The sequence below is a fragment of the Candidatus Marivariicella sp. genome (assembly GCF_983056325.1).
On record NZ_CEZOWA010000012.1, the window covers coordinates 24,404 to 44,002 of the forward strand.

Below are 19,599 nucleotides of genomic sequence, written 5' to 3' on the forward strand. Positions count from 1 at the left end.
AATACAATGCTAGTGTTTAAATAAAAATCATATTTAAAAATGATTTCATATATTTAAGTTGATACTTATATAAATGAAAAAAAGAGCATTTTTAAAAACATTTGGAGCTGCATTAGCCTCTCCGATACTGATATCTTCCAGTTATGAATCTTCATTAGTTAAACAAAATATTAATTACCCGGATTTTGATTCAGATTATTGGAATAAAATTAGAGATCATTACGAATTAAAACCAGATTACATAAACCTTGAAAGTGGTTATTATAATATAATTCCAAAACCAACACTCTCAAAACATATTGAACATATTAAGAAAATCAATATTGAAGGTTCTTATTATATGAGAAATAATCTTTTAAATGACAAAAAGTTAATTACTCAAAGACTTGCAAGATTTGTTGGTTGCAACTCAGACAGTATCGTTATAACCAGAAATACAACGGAGTCTTTAGATTTGATTATTGGTGGATTTCCCTGGAAAAGGGGAGATGAAGCGATCTATGCTGACCAAGATTATGGAGCTATGAAGGTTATGTTTGACCAGGTTTCCAAACGTCACGGCGTCATAAACAAAGTTGTTTCTGTTCCGAATCATCCCAAGTCTGATGAGGAAATTGTGTCTTTATATGAGTCCAAAATAACTTCAAAAACAAAGCTTATGATGGTTTGTCATATGATTAATATAACTGGTCATATTTTACCAATAAAAAAGATTTGTGATATGGCACATAAGTATGGTGTTGAAGTTATGGTTGATGGGGCCCACTGTATCGGTCATTTTGATTTTAATATCGATGATTTAAGTTGTGATTATTATGGGTCTAGCTTGCATAAATGGCTGGCAACTCCTCTTGGTGCTGGCTTATTATACGTTAATTCTAAACATACTTCTAAAATTTGGCCTCTTTTGGCAGATCATAAAAATGATTTAAATGATATAGACCGCCTTAATCATATTGGAACACATCCAGTTCACATCAACCTGGCAATTAACGATGCATTAGATTATCTAGAATGGATGGGGATCAAAAGAAAAGAAAAGCGATTAAGATATATTCAAAATTATTGGACTGGAAAATTACGAGACTATCCTAATGTGATTATTAATACACCCAAAGATAAAACAAAGAGTTGCGCCATCGCTAATGTTGGACTTACAAATATGTCCTCCAAGGATTTAGCAGAAAAATTATTTAAACAATTTAATATTTTCACTGTAGCAATAAATTATGCTAATGTAAATGGTTGTAGAATATCTCCCAATGTTTTTACCACAACAAAAGAGTTAGATCATTTTATTAATGCAATCAAATCGTTAAGTCGAGTTTAAAATTTTTTTAAATAACAAAGACATTTACCACCTTCATTAAATTAATTAACTTTATGATGATTATTTTTAGGTAATAAATTCAATTAGTTTAATCATGAAAACTTTCAACATTTACATACTTTTTATGTTTTTTGTGTTTTTTGGATGTAATCCATCTTCTAATTCAAAAAATACTGATTTAAACGATTTTAAATTTCTTGAGATAGATATTGTGACCTTAAATAAAGGTTATGTAAATCAAGATTATACAATTCAAGAGGTCATTGAATCTTACATCGACAGAATTAATAAAATTGATCAAAATGGTCCAAGACTTAATTCTATTATTGAAATAAATCCCGAAGCAATTTCAATAGCAAAGTCATTAGATGATGAATTACAGACCCAAGGGTCCAGGGGTTATTTACATGGGGTCCCCATTCTTTTAAAAGATAACATTGATACTAACGATAAAATGTCCACTACAGCTGGATCAAGAGCTTTAATAGGTTCGAGACCGATTAAAGACAGTAAGGTTGCTGAAAAACTGAGAAAGGCTGGAGCAGTAATTCTAGGTAAGGCAAATCTAAGTGAGTGGGCAAACTTTAGAGGAAGAAGATCTACTAGTGGTTGGAGTGGTATTAATGGTCAAACCAAAAACCCTTATGTTTTAACTAGAAATCCATGTGGCTCTAGTTCTGGATCGGGAGTATCTGTTTCTGCAAATCTTACCTTATTAGCAATTGGAACAGAGACAAACGGATCAATTGTTTGTCCTTCTACCGTTAATGGTGTGGTAGGAATTAAACCAACTGTAGGTTTAATTAGTAGATCTGGTATTATTCCCATTTCGTATACTCAAGATACTGCTGGACCTATGGCAAGAAGTGTTCAAGATGCAGCAATATGCCTTGGTTTTCTTACCGGTGTTGATGAAAATGATAAAAAGACATCGGCAAGTTTAAATAATAAACATGATGATTATACCCAGTTTTTGAATAAAGATGGATTAAATGGAAAAAGAATAGGAGTTTATATAGGACCTCTTGGAATGAATGATAAGGTAGATTCTTTATTTTCTAAATCTGTTGAATTAATAAAAAAAATGGGAGCAGAAGTTATTGAAATTCAGACTATTTCTCCGGCTGAAGCGAGAGCTCACTCGTTTCAGGTTATGATTCATGAATATAAAGATGGGTTAAATAACTACTTTAAGTCCTTGGGAAGTAAAGCACAAATAAAAAATTTAGAGGAATTAATTGAGTTCAACGAAAATGATTCAATCGAGTTAAAATATTTTAACCAAGCCTATCTTAAATTAGCACAGAGCACTGAGGGAGTTAAAAGTGATAAATACTTGAATTCATTATTAGCTTTAAAAAGATTAAGTCAAACGGAAGGTATTGATAAAGTTATGAATGATAATGATTTAGATGCAATAGTTGCACCAACAGGGAGTCCATCTTGGTCAACAGATTGGTTCAATGGAGATAATTATCATATTTCTAGCTCCTCTCCATCAGCCTGGGCAGGATATCCTATTGTTTCAGTTCCTATGGGTAATGTTCATGGTTTACCAGTAGGTATTTCGTTTTTTGGAAGAGCCTGGAGTGAACCTACTTTAATTGAAGTTTCCTATGCTTTTGAGCAGTCATCTAAAGCTAGAATTATTCCTAAGTTTCATATAAATGATGAATATTAATCCAATGAAATAGCAACTTAATTCAAAACTATTTATATGAATATTTACGGAGTAGCTTTATTAGCATTTTGTTTTTTAGTTGGAAAAATTACAGGAACATTTCTAGGATCTATAATTGGATTGTCGGGGGATATTGGCGGTGTTGGTTTTTCAATGTTCTTACTTGTTTTTATTAATTCTTACTTGAAATCAAAGAATATAAATATTTCTAAATCAGAGAATGGAATTCTATTTTGGAGCACAATGTATATCCCAATTGTAGTTGCAATGTCTGCTAGTCAAAATGTCAAAGCAGCAATGCTTGGTGGTTGGCTTGCATTAATAGTTGGGATTTTAGTTACTTTTTTGGCTTTTGTGTTAGTTCCTTTGTTATCCAAAATGAGTAACAGAAATTTAAAAAATAAATCAGAATGATTGAGAAGATATTAGATGCTAATGGATTAGTTTTTGCATTTTTCATTGTCGGAGTTATCATGTTTCTGTCTTTTTTGTTTTCAAAAAAAATATTAAATAATATAGTTCCAGGAGCAGCAATAGCAATAATAATTGCTCTTTTTCTAGCATTTTTAGGTGACGATAATGGGGTTGCTGATTTACCGTATATGGGAGGAATGGCAGTTCTAGGTGGCTCTATGTTACGAGATTTTTCTGTTGTTGCTACTGCAATGGGAGTAGATGTTATTAAGATTAAGCAAGCTGGTATTTCAGGAATACTTTCACTATTCATTGGTGTGTCCTTTTCATTTGTTATAGGTGTAACGGTTGCATTATTCATGGGGTATTCAGATCCCATAAGTTTAACTACGATAGGGGCAGGTGCATGCACTTATATAGTCGGACCAGTAACAGGATCAGCATTGGGTGCAAGTTCTGAGATTATTGCACTTAGTGTTGCTACTGGTGTTGTAAAGGTTATTATAACTTCAATATTTACTCCACTCGTCGCTTCTAAAATAGGTTTGAATAATCCAAATTCAGCAATGATTTTTGGAGGTTTAATAGGGACCACAAGTGGAGTCGCAGCAGGATTGGCAGCAACGGATGAAAAGCTCGTTCCATACGGGGCTCTCACTGCAACATTTTACACAGGAATAGGGTGTCTTTTGTGTCCATCTGTTTTTTATTTTTTAATTGACGTAATAATACTTTAAAATACCTTTATTTATACTATATTAATATACTTTTAAAAAACAATTATTATGGCTTCTACTAATTTAACCCACATGCGAAATGCTCGCGAAAAACTCAATAATAACTGGTCTACAGCCTTTTTAGTTGGTTTAACAGTAATGATACCTCAAACTATTTCAGAAATCCTAAAAGCAATTGGCTCTATTGAAGCTGGTAGTATGGAGGATATTTCTCTTGGATTTGTTTCAATGCTGGTTGCTGGTCCTCTTGCTTTAGGTTTTTCAATTTACTCATTGAACCTTTTTAGAAATGGTTCAGCAGATTATAATAATATTTTTGATGGTTTCAAGTCCCTGGGTAAAATCTTGGGAGTCTATTTTCTTATGATTGCATTAATTATTTTAGGAATGATTCTTTTAATTATCCCTGGTATTATTCTAGCTTTCGGTTTTTCGATGGCATACTATGTAATGATTGATAAACCAGAACTTGGAGTTGTAGATACACTCAAAGAGAGTTGGAAAATAATGAAGGGAAACAAAACAAAACTTTTGGGTTTAAGTTTAAGATTTATTCCTTGGGCTATTTTAGGTATTCTATGCCTATTTATAGGTGCTATATTCGTTTTACCCTGGATGCAATTGTCTTATGCATCATTCTATGAAGGAATAAAATAACTTAATTTATATGAGTCTAGCCCTTTGGTTTCATGAGTTTATTAGTTAGTTTCTTAGGTTTATTTTTCACATATTTCTCTAACCATCTGTCTTGTTCCCATATTAGATGGAGTATTGTTTCCTTTGCTCTATAGCCATGACTTTCTTTTGGAAACATAACTAAACGAGCTGTTGCGCCCAGCCCCTTGAGAGCATTAAAATATCTTATACTTTGCATTGGATAGGTTCCAGAATTGTTATCTGCTTCCCCGTGAACTAATAATAAAGGAGTTTTCATTTTATCTGCATGCATAAAGGGTGACATCGAGTAATATACTTCAGGTGCTTCCCAATAACTTCTTTCTTCACTTTGAAAACCAAATGGTGTTAGAGTACGATTGTAAGCACCACTTCTTGCTATTCCAGCGGCAAATAAATTAGAATGACTTAATAAATTAGCAACCATAAAAGCACCGTAGCTATGCCCTCCAACAGCAACTCTTTCTCTGTCAATATAACCTAACTTATCAACTGCATCTATAGCTGCCTTTGCGTTTGCAACTAATTGAGGTCTAAATGAGTCATTTGGTTCATTTTTTCCTTCACCAATAATAGGAAATGCAGCTCTATCTAAAACCACATAACCTTGAGTAGCCCAGTAAATTGGGGAGCCCCACGAAGGATAGGTGAAACGATTTGAGTTGTTTGTCTTTTGGGATGCACTGGATTTATCCTTGTATTCCCTTGGATATGCCCATAAAATCATTGGCTTTTTTTCAATTATTGACTCATTGTTTTTTGGAACATATAATACTCCGTTCAAGTCTAGTCCGTCATTTCTTTTGTAACTGATTATTTCTTTTTTGATGTTTTGAAGAGATTTAAAAGGATTTTTAAAAAATGTTAATTGATCTAACTCACCAGTTTTAAAAGCATTTTTATAGTAGTTAGGATATTCGTTAGGTGATTCGATTCTTACGATTAGTTCATTATTTCTTGAATCGTAATCGATAATATTTTCATACTTATTTTCATATGCAGATCTGTAAATTTGCATTGATTTACCTGTAGCAAGATTTATTTTATCTACAAATGGGTATTGACCATCTTCAGTAAATCCATTTCCAATTGTGAAAGCATTGTTATTTTGAATAAGTAATACATTTTTATTAAAGCTATTTTTATTTTGAACAAACCTTCCCGGATCACTATAAACATCCTGATAGTTTCTATCATTAAGAATTTTAGCTTCCTTTTTGGAATCTGATGGATTAAAAATATATGTTTTAGTATTACGAGTATTCCACCATCGATCTGTTATAATAGCTATATTATCGTCTCCCCAATACACACCGTTAATTCTATTTTTAACTTTTGTTAAGTATGATGAAGATTTATTAAAAGGAGCTTTCCATTGGTAAAGAGCATCACGAAATTCAGTTTTATTTGATGGATCACCACCATCTAATGCCAAGGAATAATATAAAGTTGAAGGTTTATCACTTCTCCATCTGAAATTTCTTTTACCGCTGGTGGTTGACATAAAACCTTTTGGAAGTTCCTCCAAGAGTGGAGCATCATTAATGACTTTAACCAGTTTTGCATTTTTATCATAAACATGGGTTTCAGTTGGAAATCTATTGTACGGAACTATATACGAAAAAGGAGTTTTTATAAAATCTATTAGCAGATATTCCTTGCTTGGAGATAAATCTATATTCTTATACATTCTAGTTGGTAACCATTTTACTATCTCTCCATTAATATTAACTTTTACTAGCTCGGATTGGCTTAGTTGCTTAAAATTATAAACATCATTAGGGTTCTTTAATAAATCCTGATATGTTCTATTTTGTGCCTTTGATCCATTGTTTTCAGTAACAGTTGGACCTTTCGGAATTGAAGTCGAAGTGTTAATTAGAGGTTTCAAATCTTCTGGCAGTGATTTTACTATTAATTCGTTGTTACTAATCCAATTAATTACATTTCCCATTGTGGCATTGGAATTAGAATTGAATATTTTTTTCGCAACTAGTGAAGTTAAATCGACAACCCATACCTCAACTCCCTTCTGCGTTGTATTAGTCATCGCTATTTGTTTTTCGTCTGGTGAAAATTGAAAATTTGAGAGATTAACCATTATTGGTAAACCAATTATTTCATTTGGTGTTTTGTTTTGAAATAATTTAGTTATCTGAACTTTATTATAATATGTAGTCCTGCTTCCTATGTGTCGCTTTGGATCAACTCTTAATCCCCCAAGTCTTAATTCTTCTCTTGAAAGATCCTCAATGTTTTTGTAGGCAGGACGATATAAAAAAACTAAAATACTGTTATCACTATTTCTAATTACAGATGGGGCAAGATCAATATCTATGAGATCTAATAAATCTTTTTTAGGTGACTTGTAATTAGAATCTACCTGGGGATATACCATTAAAGTTGATATAAGTAAAAATGTAATTAAAGCTCGATTAATCATGATTATTTTTTTTAATTTAATTTAGATCAATTTAATAAATATTATGTCATTTAAAAAAACATTCTTTAGAACAATCATTAAATTAAACTCATGGTTTATAAAAAATACTTAATTAAATATACATTTGAATTTATTGTAATTGTGATCGGTATTTCTTTTTCATTTTGGATTGATGAATGGAATAAAAATAATACTAATAAAATTCAACATGTAGAGGATTTAAAGGCAGTATTGAATGATTTAAAAAATGATTCAGTCATGTTTAACCGGGTACAAGCATCACTAGATGATGGAAAAATTAATACTGATAGACTTTTATCTCATATAGAATCCTTCAATAGTAGCATTATAACATACGAAAGTTATGTAGATAGTATTATTGATACGGGTTTTTTATATGGCTACAGTACTTTTTTTATGACCAGTGCAACTTTTGAATCTTTAATATCAAATGGAAGAATTATTTTATTTCCAGAGAAGATTCATACAGAAATGAATAATTATTATGAAGCTATTTCTAAAAGAATTATTGATAACAACCATATATTAGATAATATTTCGTTGGACTATTATAACGATCATCATCCATTTTCAATGTATTATGCCAATATTACAGGTGGTTACGATAATAACTCTACTTATTTTGAAGAAAAAAGTTCTAATCTTGAACAACTTAAGAGATTTAGAAAATATTTTCAGAATAAAGAAATAAAGAATAAATATAATAGTATTGAGTTTTTGATAAATACTTCTAATTTAAGAAATAGAATTCAAGTTTATGATAGACAAATTAATGCGTTTCGTAGGCAAAGGGATATAATTTCTCAGAGTGTAAAACTATACTTGGAATCAATTAAATAGTTATATATGAAGTTAAAAAAGTACTTAATTAAATACACATTTGAGTTTGTTGTTATCGTTATTGGTATTTCCGCTTCATTTTGGATTGATGAATGGAATATTAATAAAACAAATAGAATCCAACACATTGAGGATTTGAAAGCAGTTTTAAATGACTTAAAGAATGATTCCATAATGTTTGACAACGTCCAAAAAAAACTAGATGCTGGAAAAGTAAAAATTAATGAATTATTAATTGATATAGAATCGTTTGAATCTAAAAAAATTAGTTATTTAGAATATTCTTCAAGAATTATAAATAAAGGGTTTGTTTATACCAATGATACTTTTTTTATGACTGATGCAAGTTTTAAATCTCTAATTTCAAATAGTAGAATTAATTTTTTCCCAGAGGAAATTCATACAATTATGAATAAATATTATGAATCAATTCTAAAAAGGGTTAATGACAACAATCATATGGTTGATGATATAACACTTAAATACTATCATGACTTCCATCCATTTTCAATGTATTATGTAAATACACTAATTGACCTCGGCTATAGTGAGTCGGAAGCAAGAGCATCATTGCCTTCACAAATTGATAATAGGACAAAAGATAGATTTAATTTATATTTTAAAAAATCTGATATTAAGGAAATTTATACGAGTACTTATTTTTTAATTCGCACATCTAACTTAAAAAATAGAATATATAAATATAATACTCAGATAAGCGAATTTAAAAATCATAGAGATCTTATATCTAAAAGAATACATGAACATTTAAGGGAATTAGTAAATACAAATTAATTGTAATTAGCAATTAAAACAATTACCTTGACCAAATAATTATTAATATAAAAAATGAAAAAAATGAAAAAAATTTACATACTATTTTTTACAATAGTTTCTGGTTTAAGCTATGGACAGATGATTCAAAAATCATCATGTTCAAAAAAAGCAAATCAAATTACAAATAAGGCTTTAGAACATATGATGAATCTTGAGTTTCTGACAGCAAGAGGTATGGCTGAAGCAGCTCTAATAGTTGATGATAGTTGTGGGTGTGCTAAATTAATTGTAGCTCGTGTAAGTTCGCCAAACAAAGATTTTGGAACTCGTTCAAATAAATTAAAAATGATCGATCGATCAAAGTTAAGCGGGGAGGAGCAAGTATGGTTTGATGTACTTAACATCAAGGATAAAGAAAAGTATGCAGAAATTCAAAAGAAAGGTGAAGTTATGTTTCCTAAGAGTCCATTAGTTCATTATTTAGCCACTGGAGGTACAAATTATGAATCATATAAAGCTTTTGCTGAAAAATTTCCCGATCAATCATCTTCAGCATATAATATGATGTCATATGGTTATTTAAGAGGAGATTACGGATCTGTTGACGAAGAAAAGGCAATGGAATATGTTTTAAAATCACAAAAAATGCACAATGGTCCAAATTCCTTCGATTCAATGGCCGAACATTTCGCTTCACTGGGTGATTACGATAAAGCAGTTGAAAATCAATTAAAAGCATATGATTACGCTACGTTCGTTTCTCCATATCAACCAAAAATAGGAGAGTATTGGAGAAAAGCAAATAAGAATGAGCTTGTTAAGAGGTTAGAAAAACTTCAATCTGATATGCAAGACGCTATTTTAAAAGGCGATAAAGAAGCATTCAAGAAGTTTTCACATCCAGATATTACCATAAGTACAGGAGATTCAAATTTAGGAGAGTTTTATGATTTTAGTGAAGAAAATATAAAACTAGATGAAAACTTTACTTGGGATAGTTTTGAATTAGAAAACATCAAAGTTTACTTTTCTACAGATATGAATACAGCTGTAGTAACTTTTTACGCAAAGGGTGGTTATACCATGAAAGGATCATCTGAATCTACCCCTTATAGTACAAGAGCATCTTCTGTTTGGGTTGACACAAATCAGGGGTGGAAAACGATGCACAGTAATTTTGCTCCTAATAAAGGAAAAATAGGATTGCCTCAAAATTAAAATAACGTTAATTTATTATCAAAAGGGATTTTTTAAATTTTATAAGTCATATGAAATATATTAAATTAATATTGTTTTTGTTTTTTGTTAAATTTGGAAAATCCCAAGAAATTTCAGGAATTGTTTTAGATACCTTAAGCAATGAAACAATTCCATTTGCAGCCATTACTTCATCTTTTGGAACTAGTACAATCACTAATGAGGAGGGTAAGTTTAGAATTTTTAATGATGTTCCTTTTTCAAACATGGATACTCTTTTTGTTTCTTCTATGGGATATGAGAGTAAGTCATTCGTTATAGGAAACTTAAAGTCACTAACTATAAATTTGATATCTAAAGTAATAGAACTTGAATCGGTCGAGGTAAGTAACCGAGTTATATTAACAGCTGCAGAAATAATAAAAAAAGTTTCAAATAATCTTGTAAACACATATGATTTTGGTTATTCTTCAAAAAAAGTTTTTTGGAGAGAAACCTCCATGAGTAAGACAGATAATTTCAAGTTTAAAATAAAAAAATCCTCAATAAATGAATTTGACCAGGTTTTTATGGATAGTATTACTTCTACCCTTCCTAAAAAATCAAACTTTTATGAAGAGACACTTTCTGATTTTTATGGAAATAAAGATCCGAAAAATCAAAAAATTAGTGTTTTGAAGTCAGCTAAGTTATTAGATAAAGAAAATCAAATTAGCATAGAGTCAGTTCAAGATAGAATTCAACCGATAGTTGATTTAAGGATTAAGCCAGATTCTTATTTTAAATTTAAATCTGGTTTTTTTCCCATTGACATTCAAATTAGTGGAGTTAATCTTCGATCTCTTGATTCGTCAGATAATAAAAGGCTAGATGAGTTAAAAAATAAAAAATTCAATCAAAAAAAGAGATTCAATTCTAATAATCGAAATTTTATAAAAAAAATGTTTAAATATTATTTGGATTTTGATTTTGAAAAGAAAAAATATAATCTGGAGGTATTTAAGAAATCACGTCGATATAATTTTGAACTTGTTGAACTTTCTTACATAGGATATGATCCTATTTATATTATTGATTATTCTCCAAAATCATCTAAAGGAATTTTTAAAGGAAGATTATATATTCATGCTGATGACTTTGCCCTTGTTAGAATTGATTATCAGAGTTTACTGCCAGTAAGAGATTTTAGTTTGTTTGGAGTATCATTTAAAATTGATTATAGATTTGGTAGGCAAATATTTAAGAAGAATAGTAACAATAAATATGATTTATATTTCAGTGAAAACTCATATAAATCTTCATTTGGATTAAATAGACCTCTTAAAATAGTTGAGAAAAATAAGAATGTTAAAGGAAGAAGAAAACAAAATGAGTTGAAAATGGACATCAGATTTAGTGCAAATCGTATTGTTAAAACAGAATTTATTGTGCTTAATAATTCTTCTATAGACAAATCTATTTATGACTCCTATCGAGTAATTGAAGCCGATTTACCCTATCGATTAAAAGAATATGATCCTGATTTTTGGAAAGGGTATAATATAATTGAACCAAGCGAAATTATTAAGGAGTTTAAAATTGATAAAAATTAGATTTTAATGAATAAACTAGAATATGTAACAAGATATTTTCCGTTATGGGTAATTACATGTTCTTTACTATCTATTTATAACCCCAACATATTTGTTTGGTTTTCCGGTGACTTAATAACTTATGGATTAGCTGGTATAATGCTTGGAATGGGTCTCACACTTAAAATAAATGATTTTAAGAGGGTAATTAAATCTCCATCTTGGCTCTTAATTGGACTTGTGCTTCAATTTACAGTAATGCCATTTTTTGGTTGGTTGTTGGGGATTTTATTTGATTTACCAGTATATTTTGCAGTGGGTTTAATTTTAGTTTCTTGTTGTCCGGGAGGAACTGCATCAAATGTCATAGTGTACCTTGCTAGAGCCAATGTGGCTCTATCCGTTGTGATGACAACTTTTTCAACAATTTTTGCAATTTTTTTAACTCCCTTTTTAACAGCATATCTGTCTGGAAGTTACTTAGATGTTGATGCATGGGGACTTTTTTTTAGTACACTAAAAGTTGTTCTTTTTCCAGTAGGAATAGGATTATTTTTAAACTTTTTTTCTCCAAAATTCACAAAATTAATAAAACCATTTTCTCCTCCAGTAGCTGTAATATTAATAACTTTAATAGTTGCAAGTATTATAGGGCAGGGAAAAGATATTATTTTAAGTTCGGGCCTTAGTTTGATTTTTTCTATTATGATTCTACATCTTTTAGGATTTTTAGTAGGTTATTTTTTCAGCTATGTAGTTACTAAAAATAAAATTGTAAGTAGAACTATTTCTATTGAAGTAGGCATGCAAAACTCTGGTTTAGGAGTGGTACTTGCCAGAGAAAATTTCATCAACCCTGCTACCGCGATTCCTTCAGCAATATCAAGCTTAGTTCATTCTATATATGGCAGTATATTCGTTAGTCTATTCAAAAAGTAGTCACTAAATATATAATTTAAATTTATCTGAAAATTTCCTCTGATAGATCCTGAATGTAATCTGTTAATTTCTTAAGCTCAATGTAATGATCAAACATTAATGGTTCTGGTTTTATATGATTAAAATTATGGAATCTCCAAAATGACATAGATGTTCCGGCATAAACTGTAAATGCTTTTATAGAATTTTTTTCATTTTCTGAAAGCGAAATTATAGTAGAATAACCTTTTAGAAGACTTCTTACTTTATTTGCATCAATCGTATCATTTTCTCTACACACACCAATTATAGCCATACCAATATCAAATACTCTGAAATAGAATGCTGATTCTTCAAAATCCATTATTACTACAGACTTATTATTATTTCTAACTATAATATTATCATAAAAAATATCACTGTGAATAAATGATTTTGTTAAGCCTTTTTTCATGAAGGGTCTTACGTATTCCATCTTATCATTTAACCATATTTGAAAATCTGATTTTTTTGAATATTTATTTAGAATTTCAAATTTTTCTTCTCCATAATTTAACTGATTTGGAAGATAGGAAGGAGGCTTGATAATATGAAGCTTAGCAATTTGTTTACCAATTAATTTTAAAATACTTTCAGAGAAGTTTTTTACTGTTTTACCCTCAATAAATTTTTTAATCATAATGGGTTTTTTATTCCAAATAAAAATTGGTTCACCCTCTTTAGTTCTAATTATTTCAGAGGTATAAAAATCATTATGTTTTAAATAATCTAATAGTTTTGATAGCTCTAATACATTTTGATAGGATTTTTGTTCACAAATTGTCAATACATAAAATAAATTATCTGATTTTAGAAAATAATTGGAATTTTCTAAACCTCCTTCTAATACTTTAAAAAATTGAATTGAATTTAAATTATATTCATTTAAAATAAATTTGATATCACTTTCATTTAAAGAACTGTAGTTTGCCATAATTATCCAAGAGTACTTTTTTTATTAGATCTTTCCCAATTAGTTTCTATTGCATTTATAAGAGACTCTTCAAGTTTAGAATAGTCACAATGGTACCCCTTTTGACACTTATTCTTAGCGTCTTCAATAGATTTATGTTTTCCAGACTTAGGAAGTGTTTTAGTTTTCAAAGATTCTAATATTACTTTAGAAAATTTTGCTGGGTGAGCAGTTGCAAGACATATAGTTTTGTTTTTTTGTAAATCCTTATTTAACAATTGTATTGTAGAAACTGCCACTGCTCCATGAGGATCCAGTAAATACTTTTCTTCATTAAATATAGTTTTAATAGTTTTCATCGTTTTCTCATCTGAAATACTGAATGATGAAAAACCATCTTTATAAGATTTAAAAGTTTCTTCATCAAAACGAAATTCTCCTTTTTGTTGAAACTCATCAGACCATTTTTTTATGTCTTTTGAATTCCCTCCATTACAGAAATACAAATATCTCCAGAAGTTGTAAGGAATAATTATGTCAATTGCTGATGAGATTGTTTCGTGAATTATATCTTTCGAAATAGTTCCATCCCTAAAAATTCTGTTCAAGGATTCATTTTTATTGTTTGCTATTATGAATTTTTTAATTGGTAACCCCATTTTCCTGGCTATTCCTCCCGCACATAAGTTTCCAAATCCTCCAGATGGTACTGAAAAATTAATTTCTTCTCCTACATATTCAGTAATATTTAAATAGCCATAAAAGTAGTGAGTCATTTGAGCTATGATTCGGCCCCAATTGATAGAGTTAATACTTGATAGTTTAACTTTATTTTTAAACTCCTTGTTGGAATAAAGTTTTTCAATTACTGCGTCTAGATCATCTCCACCTTCAAGACAATTAGAAACTCCAACCGGGTGAATATTGTTATTATGCAAAGTAGTCATTTGTCTTTCTTGTTCTTCCGTGATTAAATCTTTGGGGTATAAAACCCAGGCATCTAGTGAAGACTTTCCAGCAATATAATTTGCTGCAGCTGGTCCAGTATCTCCAGTAGTAGCTACTACAATAGTATAAGATTCCTTTTTTCTTTTCAAAAGAAAGTCTAGTAAATTAACTAAAAATGATTGTCCTATATCTTTAAAAGATAGGGTGGGTCCATGAAATAATTCCATGATATATGTTTTGTTTTTTGTTTTCAACTTTTTCAAGTTTACAACATTTTCAATCTCAAACGTATCGTAAGATTTATCAATTATATTTTTTAAATCCTGAGATGATATAATTTTTTTATCAATAAATAATGAAACTATTTCAAAACAAAGATCTTTAAACCCTAATTTTTTCCATTTAATTAATAATTCTTTTGATATTTTAGGTAATTTTTCAGGAACATATAACCCCCCGTCAGGAGCAAAACCGTTGAGTATAGCTGTCTCAAAATTAACAGGTTTACTTATTCCTTTATTACTAACATATTTTAACATCTTAACAGTAATTTAAAACCTAAGATAAACGCTTGATGCTATTGCTATGTCTTGAATAGCAACACCTGTAAGATCGACTACTATAGATTTGTTTGAGTTATTACTTCTGTTTTGTATGGCATTTCCAAGCTCGGTAATCCTATTACTTGATATAAGTCCTTGGCTTAATGCTTTAAAAACTTCGCCTCTACTTTTACTTTGTGAAATACTATCTACAATAATTAAATCTGCATTTTTAATAATCTTACTATCTAATTCTTGTTTTTTTTCAGTGTCAGATCCAACCGCAACTATTAAGGTGCCTTGGTTAATGTCATTTAATTTAAGTATTGGATTTTCTGATGCAGTAGTTGTTATTATTACATTTGATTTGTTTGCCAATTCTTTTACATTAGAAGCAATAGTTACATTATAATCATTTTTTATTTCAGAATGAAACTCTTCTATTCTTTCTTTATTTCGTCCCCATAAACAAACCTCATTACATGGATTATTTTTTTGCATATATTTTAACTGGAGTCTTGCCTGTGTCCCAGATCCAATAATTCCAATTGAATTAATTTTTTTGGGAGAGAAATATTTTATGGCTAAAGCTCCTGCAGCCGCTGTTCTTATGTTTGTTAAATGACCCTCATCAAGTAATATTGCTTCAAGCTGACCAGTTTTTTGACTAAATAAAAGCATCATTCCTTGTCCGGAGGGGATACCTAATTTGTAGTTTTCATAAAATCCAGAAGCTATTTTAATTACATAGAAATCACCATTTTTTATATACCCATATTTTATATGAACATCTCCAGGGGGATTATTAAAAATAAGTTCACCCACAGGAGGAATAATCGCATCTCCAGCACTATATTGGATAAATGCTTGTTTCATTAACTCAATTAAATCAATATTTTTTAATATTGGTTTAATTTCATTGAGTGTTATAGTTTTATGCATTGTAAGTTTTAAATCTATTTAAAATTAGATATTTTTTTAAGGCTTAATCTAATAATTAAGAGCTATTTAAATACATTTTTATATTTTAACATTTAAAATATTTATAAAATGAAGAATGAGTTTGAAAAGTATCTAAAATTTCATAAAACATTTGGAGGTACTGGTAAAATATTTAATTTTAGTTTCATTGATTATAAAAAGGGATTTTTAAAGTTAGAGGGAACTTTTACATCAGAAACAATAAATCCTAATCAAAATGTTCAAGGAGGGCAAATGACATCAATGTTGGATGATGTAACGAGTTTGCTTTTGATTTTTGAATCCAAGGGTTCCATATATCCAAGCTCAACAAACCTCCATAGTGTTCATCATAGACCGCTTTTTAAAGGAAACGTAATTGCTACCGCTAAGATGATTGAAATTGGCAAAAACATTGCAACAATAAAAGGTGAATTATTTAATTCTCAAGGAAAACTTGCCACTACACTAATTCATACAGTTTTCTTAGTTAAAAAAGAATTTAAATTATAAATATCTATAAATTTGAAAGAATTTAACTTTTATTTTAAAATTTTAGTTTGAAAAAATTTATTCCTAGTTCAAATAATCCTTGGGATTCAAAAAAAGTTAACCTGGCATTAAGACGACTAACTTTTGGATGTTCTTTGGCTGATACGGATCGATTTCTAAAATTATCACCCTCTGAAACTATTGATCAAATTATTAATGAAGCTAAATCATTGGAGTTAACCAGGGATCCCGAATGGGCATTCTGGAACAATAAGCAATTCAATGATTCGGGAAATAATAAAGGTTATTATAATACACTATGGCAAAAACAAGCTTTTATTGACATGACAACAAATAGTTTAAGAGCTCGACTTGTTTTATTCTGGAGTAATCATTTTGTAGTTGAATATAATGTGTTTAATCAACCTGCTTATCTCTTTCAATATTATAATACTTTACAAACATATTCTTTAGGAAACTTTAAAACCTTTGTCCTAAAAATGGGCTTAACGCCAGCCATGTTGAGATACTTGAATGGATTTGAAAATAAAAAAGACAGTCCAAATGAAAATTATGCAAGAGAACTTTATGAGTTATTCACTTTGGGAGAAGGAAATGGATATTCGCAGGTAGATATTACTGAAACTTCAAGAGCGTTTACTGGTTACAATAAAAGTTCTAATTATGGACCAATCACCTTCAATAATAACACGTTTGATAGTGGGGAAAAAACAATTTTTGGTAAAAAAGGTAATTGGGGTTATGAAGATGTAATTGATATTTTATTTGATGAGAAAAAAGATATAATCGCGCAATTTATATGTGAAAAAATTTACCGTTATTTTGTTAGCCCAATCATAAATAATGTTGTTGTTTCAGAAATGGTCTCTACTTTTATTGAAAATGATTTTGAATTAACTTCTGTTTTTACAGAGTTATTTAAAAGTGAGCACTTTTTTGATCCTATAAATAGTAATGTTTTAATTAAAAGTCCAATAGATTTAATGGTTGGTCTTCACAAATCTTTAGGTTTTTTATGTTCTGACAGCTTAGATTTAGAACTAAATTTTAGGAATAAATGCAGAAATATGGGACAAGATATTTTTTCACCGCTTGACGTTGCAGGCTGGCAAGGTAATCATGATTGGATAAATTCTGAAACATTGCCAAAGAGGTGGGAGTATGCCGATTACCTTCTAATAAAGTATTGGCAGAACAATAAGGATCAGTTTAAAAAATTAGCAATAGATATAGCTGGTAATGATGAAAAGGATGTAAACATAATTGTTACAAAAATTAAGGATTTCTTATTTTGTTCCTATCAAATTAAGGCTGACGAAATGATTGATGCTATTAATGTATTTAAAGGTGAGGTACCAGAAAATTACTTTGAAGACGGTACATGGAATTTGAATAGGAATTCTGTAAAAAGACAGGTTTACGACTTACTTCGATTTTTTGTTGGTTTACCAGAATTTCAATTGAAATAAATGAGGAAAGAACATCTAGATAGTAATCACGCTGAAGAGCATGCTAAGTGGGATCGAAGAGGGTTTATGAAAACTCTTGGTATTGCAGGGGGAGGTATGATTTCATTTGGAAGTAGTGCGCTTTCAGTAGTAGATTCAGCTATGCTCAATACGGCTTTAAATAATGCCAATTCAGATCGAATTTTAGTTCTTATTCGTCTTAAAGGAGGAAACGATGGTTTAAACTCAATAGTTCCAGTATATGATTTTGATTTGTATGCAAATAAACGTCCTAATATTTATATTCCTGAAAATAAACTTATCAAGCTAGATAACGATTTTGCAATTCCAAATTATATGTCATCAATAGAAGGTCTTTGGAAAGAAGGAGGGATGAAAGTGGTTCATGGAGTTGGTTACGAAGATCAAAATTTGTCTCACTTCAGGTCTTCTGAAATATGGGCAACTACGACTAAAGATATTAATACTTCTTCAGGCTGGATGGGGAGGTATTATGAAGAAAAATATAATGATTATCTAACTAATCCACCAGAAAATCCACTTGCAATTCAAGTGGGAAGCGGAGGAGATATGATATTTGATGGAGATTTAACAACTTATTCCTTTTCTGTTTCAAGTCCTCAAAGACTTAAAAAAGTTGCAGAAAACGGGACACTATTCGATACTAAAAACATAGTAAATAATACTCATGGAGACCAAGTTTCCTTTTTACGGGATACTTCCAATACTACGTTTCGATATGCAGCAATAATTAATAATGCATATAATAATTCTAAAGAGTTTGATTCATATCAGAATAATAATTTTGATTTACAACTTAGTTTAGTATCTCGTTTTATAAAGGGGGGATTAGGGACTAAAGTTTACATGGTTACACTTGGAGGTTTTGATACTCATGCTAATCAGTCTGGTCGTCATGAAATCCTAATGAATACTTTAAGCGATGCTTTGAAAACCTTTTATGATGACCTTAAAAAATATGGAATTGCAGATAAAGTACTTTCAATGACTTTTTCTGAATTTGGTCGAAGAGTTGCAGAAAATGGTTCAGGTGGAACAGATCACGGTTCTGCTGCTCCTATTATGTTGTTTGGACCATCTCTTAATGGAAGTTCTTTTATTGGAAAGCATCCAAACTTAAATCAATTAGATGCAAGAGGGAATATGGAAAGTACTACTGATTTTAAATCAGTTTATGCTAGTGTTCTCTCAGATTGGCTTTGTGCAGATTCTAACCTAGTTAATCGGGCTATAATTGGAACAGAATTTGATCTATTAGGGCTTGGTTTTGGATGTAACAAAAAGTATGATTTTGAACCTACTGGAGATCCTATCTTATTAAGTCATGCAGCTATTGTCAATGATAATGATGTTAGCTTATACGTTAATATAAATGAACCCATTATAATGGAAGTTCTCATTTTTGATATTTTAGGTAGAAAAGTTGGTACTGCATATAAAAATCAACTTAGTTCTGGAATTCATAACCTACCCCTTCGTTCTCAGAAATATTCTAGATTACCCTCTGGACATTATTTTTACAAAATAAAAGTGAATGAAAATAGAAAATTTAGTAGAGCCTTTATAATTAGGTAATTTAAATCAATAATT

The 19,599-nt window shown here is 29.9% G+C and carries 17 protein-coding genes; 13 read left to right on the top strand and 4 right to left on the bottom strand.

Annotation, left to right across the window (positions count from 1 at the left end; translation table 11 throughout):
- The first annotated feature begins 73 nt into the window (after positions 1–73).
- The 5 genes from AC3ATN_RS05320 to AC3ATN_RS05340 all read left to right on the top strand — a co-directional run bounded on the left by AC3ATN_RS05320 (position 74) and on the right by AC3ATN_RS05340 (position 4,819).
- Positions 74–1,330 (top strand): aminotransferase class V-fold PLP-dependent enzyme, encoded by a 1,257-nt coding sequence (locus AC3ATN_RS05320; RefSeq protein WP_487532195.1) that lies wholly within the window; start codon positions 74–76, stop codon positions 1,328–1,330.
- A 94-nt stretch (positions 1,331–1,424) separates the two neighbouring features.
- Entirely contained in the window at positions 1,425–3,011 is a 1,587-nt protein-coding gene (locus tag AC3ATN_RS05325; RefSeq protein WP_487532196.1) for an amidase, read from the top strand.
- Between the two features lie 36 nt (positions 3,012–3,047).
- A complete protein-coding gene (gene madL, locus AC3ATN_RS05330; protein ID WP_487532197.1) occupies positions 3,048–3,425 on the top strand; it encodes a malonate transporter subunit MadL in 378 nt (125 codons plus the stop codon).
- Positions 3,422–4,162, top strand: coding sequence for a malonate transporter subunit MadM (gene madM, locus AC3ATN_RS05335; protein WP_487532198.1), 741 nt, complete (start codon positions 3,422–3,424; stop codon positions 4,160–4,162). Before madL ends, madM begins: the two co-directional genes overlap by 4 nt.
- Positions 4,163–4,210: 48 nt before the next feature.
- Entirely contained in the window at positions 4,211–4,819 is a 609-nt protein-coding gene (locus AC3ATN_RS05340) for a DUF975 family protein (RefSeq protein ID WP_487532199.1), read from the top strand.
- A gap of 16 nt (positions 4,820–4,835) precedes the next feature.
- Here AC3ATN_RS05340 and AC3ATN_RS05345 read toward each other — a convergent pair whose 3' ends face one another.
- On the bottom strand, positions 4,836–7,280 hold the full coding sequence (locus tag AC3ATN_RS05345) for an alpha/beta hydrolase family protein (protein ID WP_487532200.1): 2,445 nt from the start codon (positions 7,278–7,280) through the stop codon (positions 4,836–4,838).
- Positions 7,281–7,370: 90 nt separating this feature from the next.
- On the opposite strand from AC3ATN_RS05345, the gene AC3ATN_RS05350 reads away from it, so the two are divergent.
- The 5 genes from AC3ATN_RS05350 (at position 7,371) to AC3ATN_RS05370 (ending at position 12,625) form a co-directional block, all read left to right on the top strand.
- Complete coding sequence (locus AC3ATN_RS05350) at positions 7,371–8,141, top strand: DUF6090 family protein (RefSeq protein ID WP_487532201.1); 771 nt, start codon at positions 7,371–7,373, stop codon at positions 8,139–8,141.
- 6 nt (positions 8,142–8,147) lie between these two features.
- Complete coding sequence (locus tag AC3ATN_RS05355) at positions 8,148–8,936, top strand: DUF6090 family protein (RefSeq protein ID WP_487532202.1); 789 nt, start codon at positions 8,148–8,150, stop codon at positions 8,934–8,936.
- Positions 8,937–8,999: 63 nt separating this feature from the next.
- Complete coding sequence (locus AC3ATN_RS05360; protein WP_487532203.1) at positions 9,000–10,136, top strand: nuclear transport factor 2 family protein; 1,137 nt, start codon at positions 9,000–9,002, stop codon at positions 10,134–10,136.
- Positions 10,137–10,186: 50 nt separating this feature from the next.
- A complete protein-coding gene (locus AC3ATN_RS05365; RefSeq protein ID WP_487532204.1) occupies positions 10,187–11,707 on the top strand; it encodes a carboxypeptidase-like regulatory domain-containing protein in 1,521 nt (506 codons plus the stop codon).
- A gap of 6 nt (positions 11,708–11,713) precedes the next feature.
- A complete protein-coding gene (locus AC3ATN_RS05370) occupies positions 11,714–12,625 on the top strand; it encodes a bile acid:sodium symporter family protein (RefSeq protein ID WP_487532205.1) in 912 nt (303 codons plus the stop codon).
- A gap of 22 nt (positions 12,626–12,647) precedes the next feature.
- Here AC3ATN_RS05370 and AC3ATN_RS05375 read toward each other — a convergent pair whose 3' ends face one another.
- The 3 genes from AC3ATN_RS05375 to AC3ATN_RS05385 are packed head-to-tail and all read right to left on the bottom strand — an operon-like array spanning position 12,648 to position 15,988.
- A complete protein-coding gene (locus AC3ATN_RS05375) occupies positions 12,648–13,577 on the bottom strand; it encodes a phosphotransferase (protein ID WP_487532206.1) in 930 nt (309 codons plus the stop codon).
- Between the two features lie 2 nt (positions 13,578–13,579).
- Entirely contained in the window at positions 13,580–15,043 is a 1,464-nt protein-coding gene (thrC, locus tag AC3ATN_RS05380; protein ID WP_487532207.1) for a threonine synthase, read from the bottom strand.
- 12 nt (positions 15,044–15,055) lie between these two features.
- Positions 15,056–15,988, bottom strand: coding sequence for an NAD(P)-binding domain-containing protein (locus AC3ATN_RS05385; protein WP_487532208.1), 933 nt, complete (start codon positions 15,986–15,988; stop codon positions 15,056–15,058).
- Between the two features lie 108 nt (positions 15,989–16,096).
- Here AC3ATN_RS05385 and AC3ATN_RS05390 point away from each other — a divergent pair, with 108 nt between their 5' ends.
- From AC3ATN_RS05390 to AC3ATN_RS05400, 3 genes are read left to right on the top strand one after another with little or no spacing between them, the layout of a single operon-like run.
- Positions 16,097–16,519, top strand: coding sequence for a PaaI family thioesterase (locus AC3ATN_RS05390; protein ID WP_487532209.1), 423 nt, complete (start codon positions 16,097–16,099; stop codon positions 16,517–16,519).
- A gap of 47 nt (positions 16,520–16,566) precedes the next feature.
- Positions 16,567–17,988, top strand: a complete 1,422-nt coding sequence (locus tag AC3ATN_RS05395; RefSeq protein WP_487532210.1) for a DUF1800 domain-containing protein — start codon at positions 16,567–16,569, stop codon at positions 17,986–17,988.
- Positions 17,989–19,584, top strand: coding sequence for a DUF1501 domain-containing protein (locus AC3ATN_RS05400; protein WP_487532211.1), 1,596 nt, complete (start codon positions 17,989–17,991; stop codon positions 19,582–19,584). It begins immediately after the preceding gene.
- The last annotated feature ends 15 nt before the right edge of the window (positions 19,585–19,599 follow it).

Bases quoted from the DNA above. Each gene is read 5' to 3' on its own strand.
- AC3ATN_RS05320 (WP_487532195.1), top strand. From the start codon at position 74: ATGAAAAAAAGAGCATTTTTAAAAACATTTGGAGCTGCATTAGCCTCT.
- AC3ATN_RS05325 (WP_487532196.1), top strand. From the start codon at position 1,425: ATGAAAACTTTCAACATTTACATACTTTTTATGTTTTTTGTGTTTTTT.
- madL (WP_487532197.1), top strand. From the start codon at position 3,048: ATGAATATTTACGGAGTAGCTTTATTAGCATTTTGTTTTTTAGTTGGA.
- madM (WP_487532198.1), top strand. From the start codon at position 3,422: ATGATTGAGAAGATATTAGATGCTAATGGATTAGTTTTTGCATTTTTC.
- AC3ATN_RS05340 (WP_487532199.1), top strand. From the start codon at position 4,211: ATGGCTTCTACTAATTTAACCCACATGCGAAATGCTCGCGAAAAACTC.
- AC3ATN_RS05345 (WP_487532200.1), bottom strand. From the start codon at position 7,280: ATGATTAATCGAGCTTTAATTACATTTTTACTTATATCAACTTTAATG.
- AC3ATN_RS05350 (WP_487532201.1), top strand. From the start codon at position 7,371: ATGGTTTATAAAAAATACTTAATTAAATATACATTTGAATTTATTGTA.
- AC3ATN_RS05355 (WP_487532202.1), top strand. From the start codon at position 8,148: ATGAAGTTAAAAAAGTACTTAATTAAATACACATTTGAGTTTGTTGTT.
- AC3ATN_RS05360 (WP_487532203.1), top strand. From the start codon at position 9,000: ATGAAAAAAATTTACATACTATTTTTTACAATAGTTTCTGGTTTAAGC.
- AC3ATN_RS05365 (WP_487532204.1), top strand. From the start codon at position 10,187: ATGAAATATATTAAATTAATATTGTTTTTGTTTTTTGTTAAATTTGGA.
- AC3ATN_RS05370 (WP_487532205.1), top strand. From the start codon at position 11,714: ATGAATAAACTAGAATATGTAACAAGATATTTTCCGTTATGGGTAATT.
- AC3ATN_RS05375 (WP_487532206.1), bottom strand. From the start codon at position 13,577: ATGGCAAACTACAGTTCTTTAAATGAAAGTGATATCAAATTTATTTTA.
- thrC (WP_487532207.1), bottom strand. From the start codon at position 15,043: ATGTTAAAATATGTTAGTAATAAAGGAATAAGTAAACCTGTTAATTTT.
- AC3ATN_RS05385 (WP_487532208.1), bottom strand. From the start codon at position 15,988: ATGCATAAAACTATAACACTCAATGAAATTAAACCAATATTAAAAAAT.
- AC3ATN_RS05390 (WP_487532209.1), top strand. From the start codon at position 16,097: ATGAAGAATGAGTTTGAAAAGTATCTAAAATTTCATAAAACATTTGGA.
- AC3ATN_RS05400 (WP_487532211.1), top strand. From the start codon at position 17,989: ATGAGGAAAGAACATCTAGATAGTAATCACGCTGAAGAGCATGCTAAG.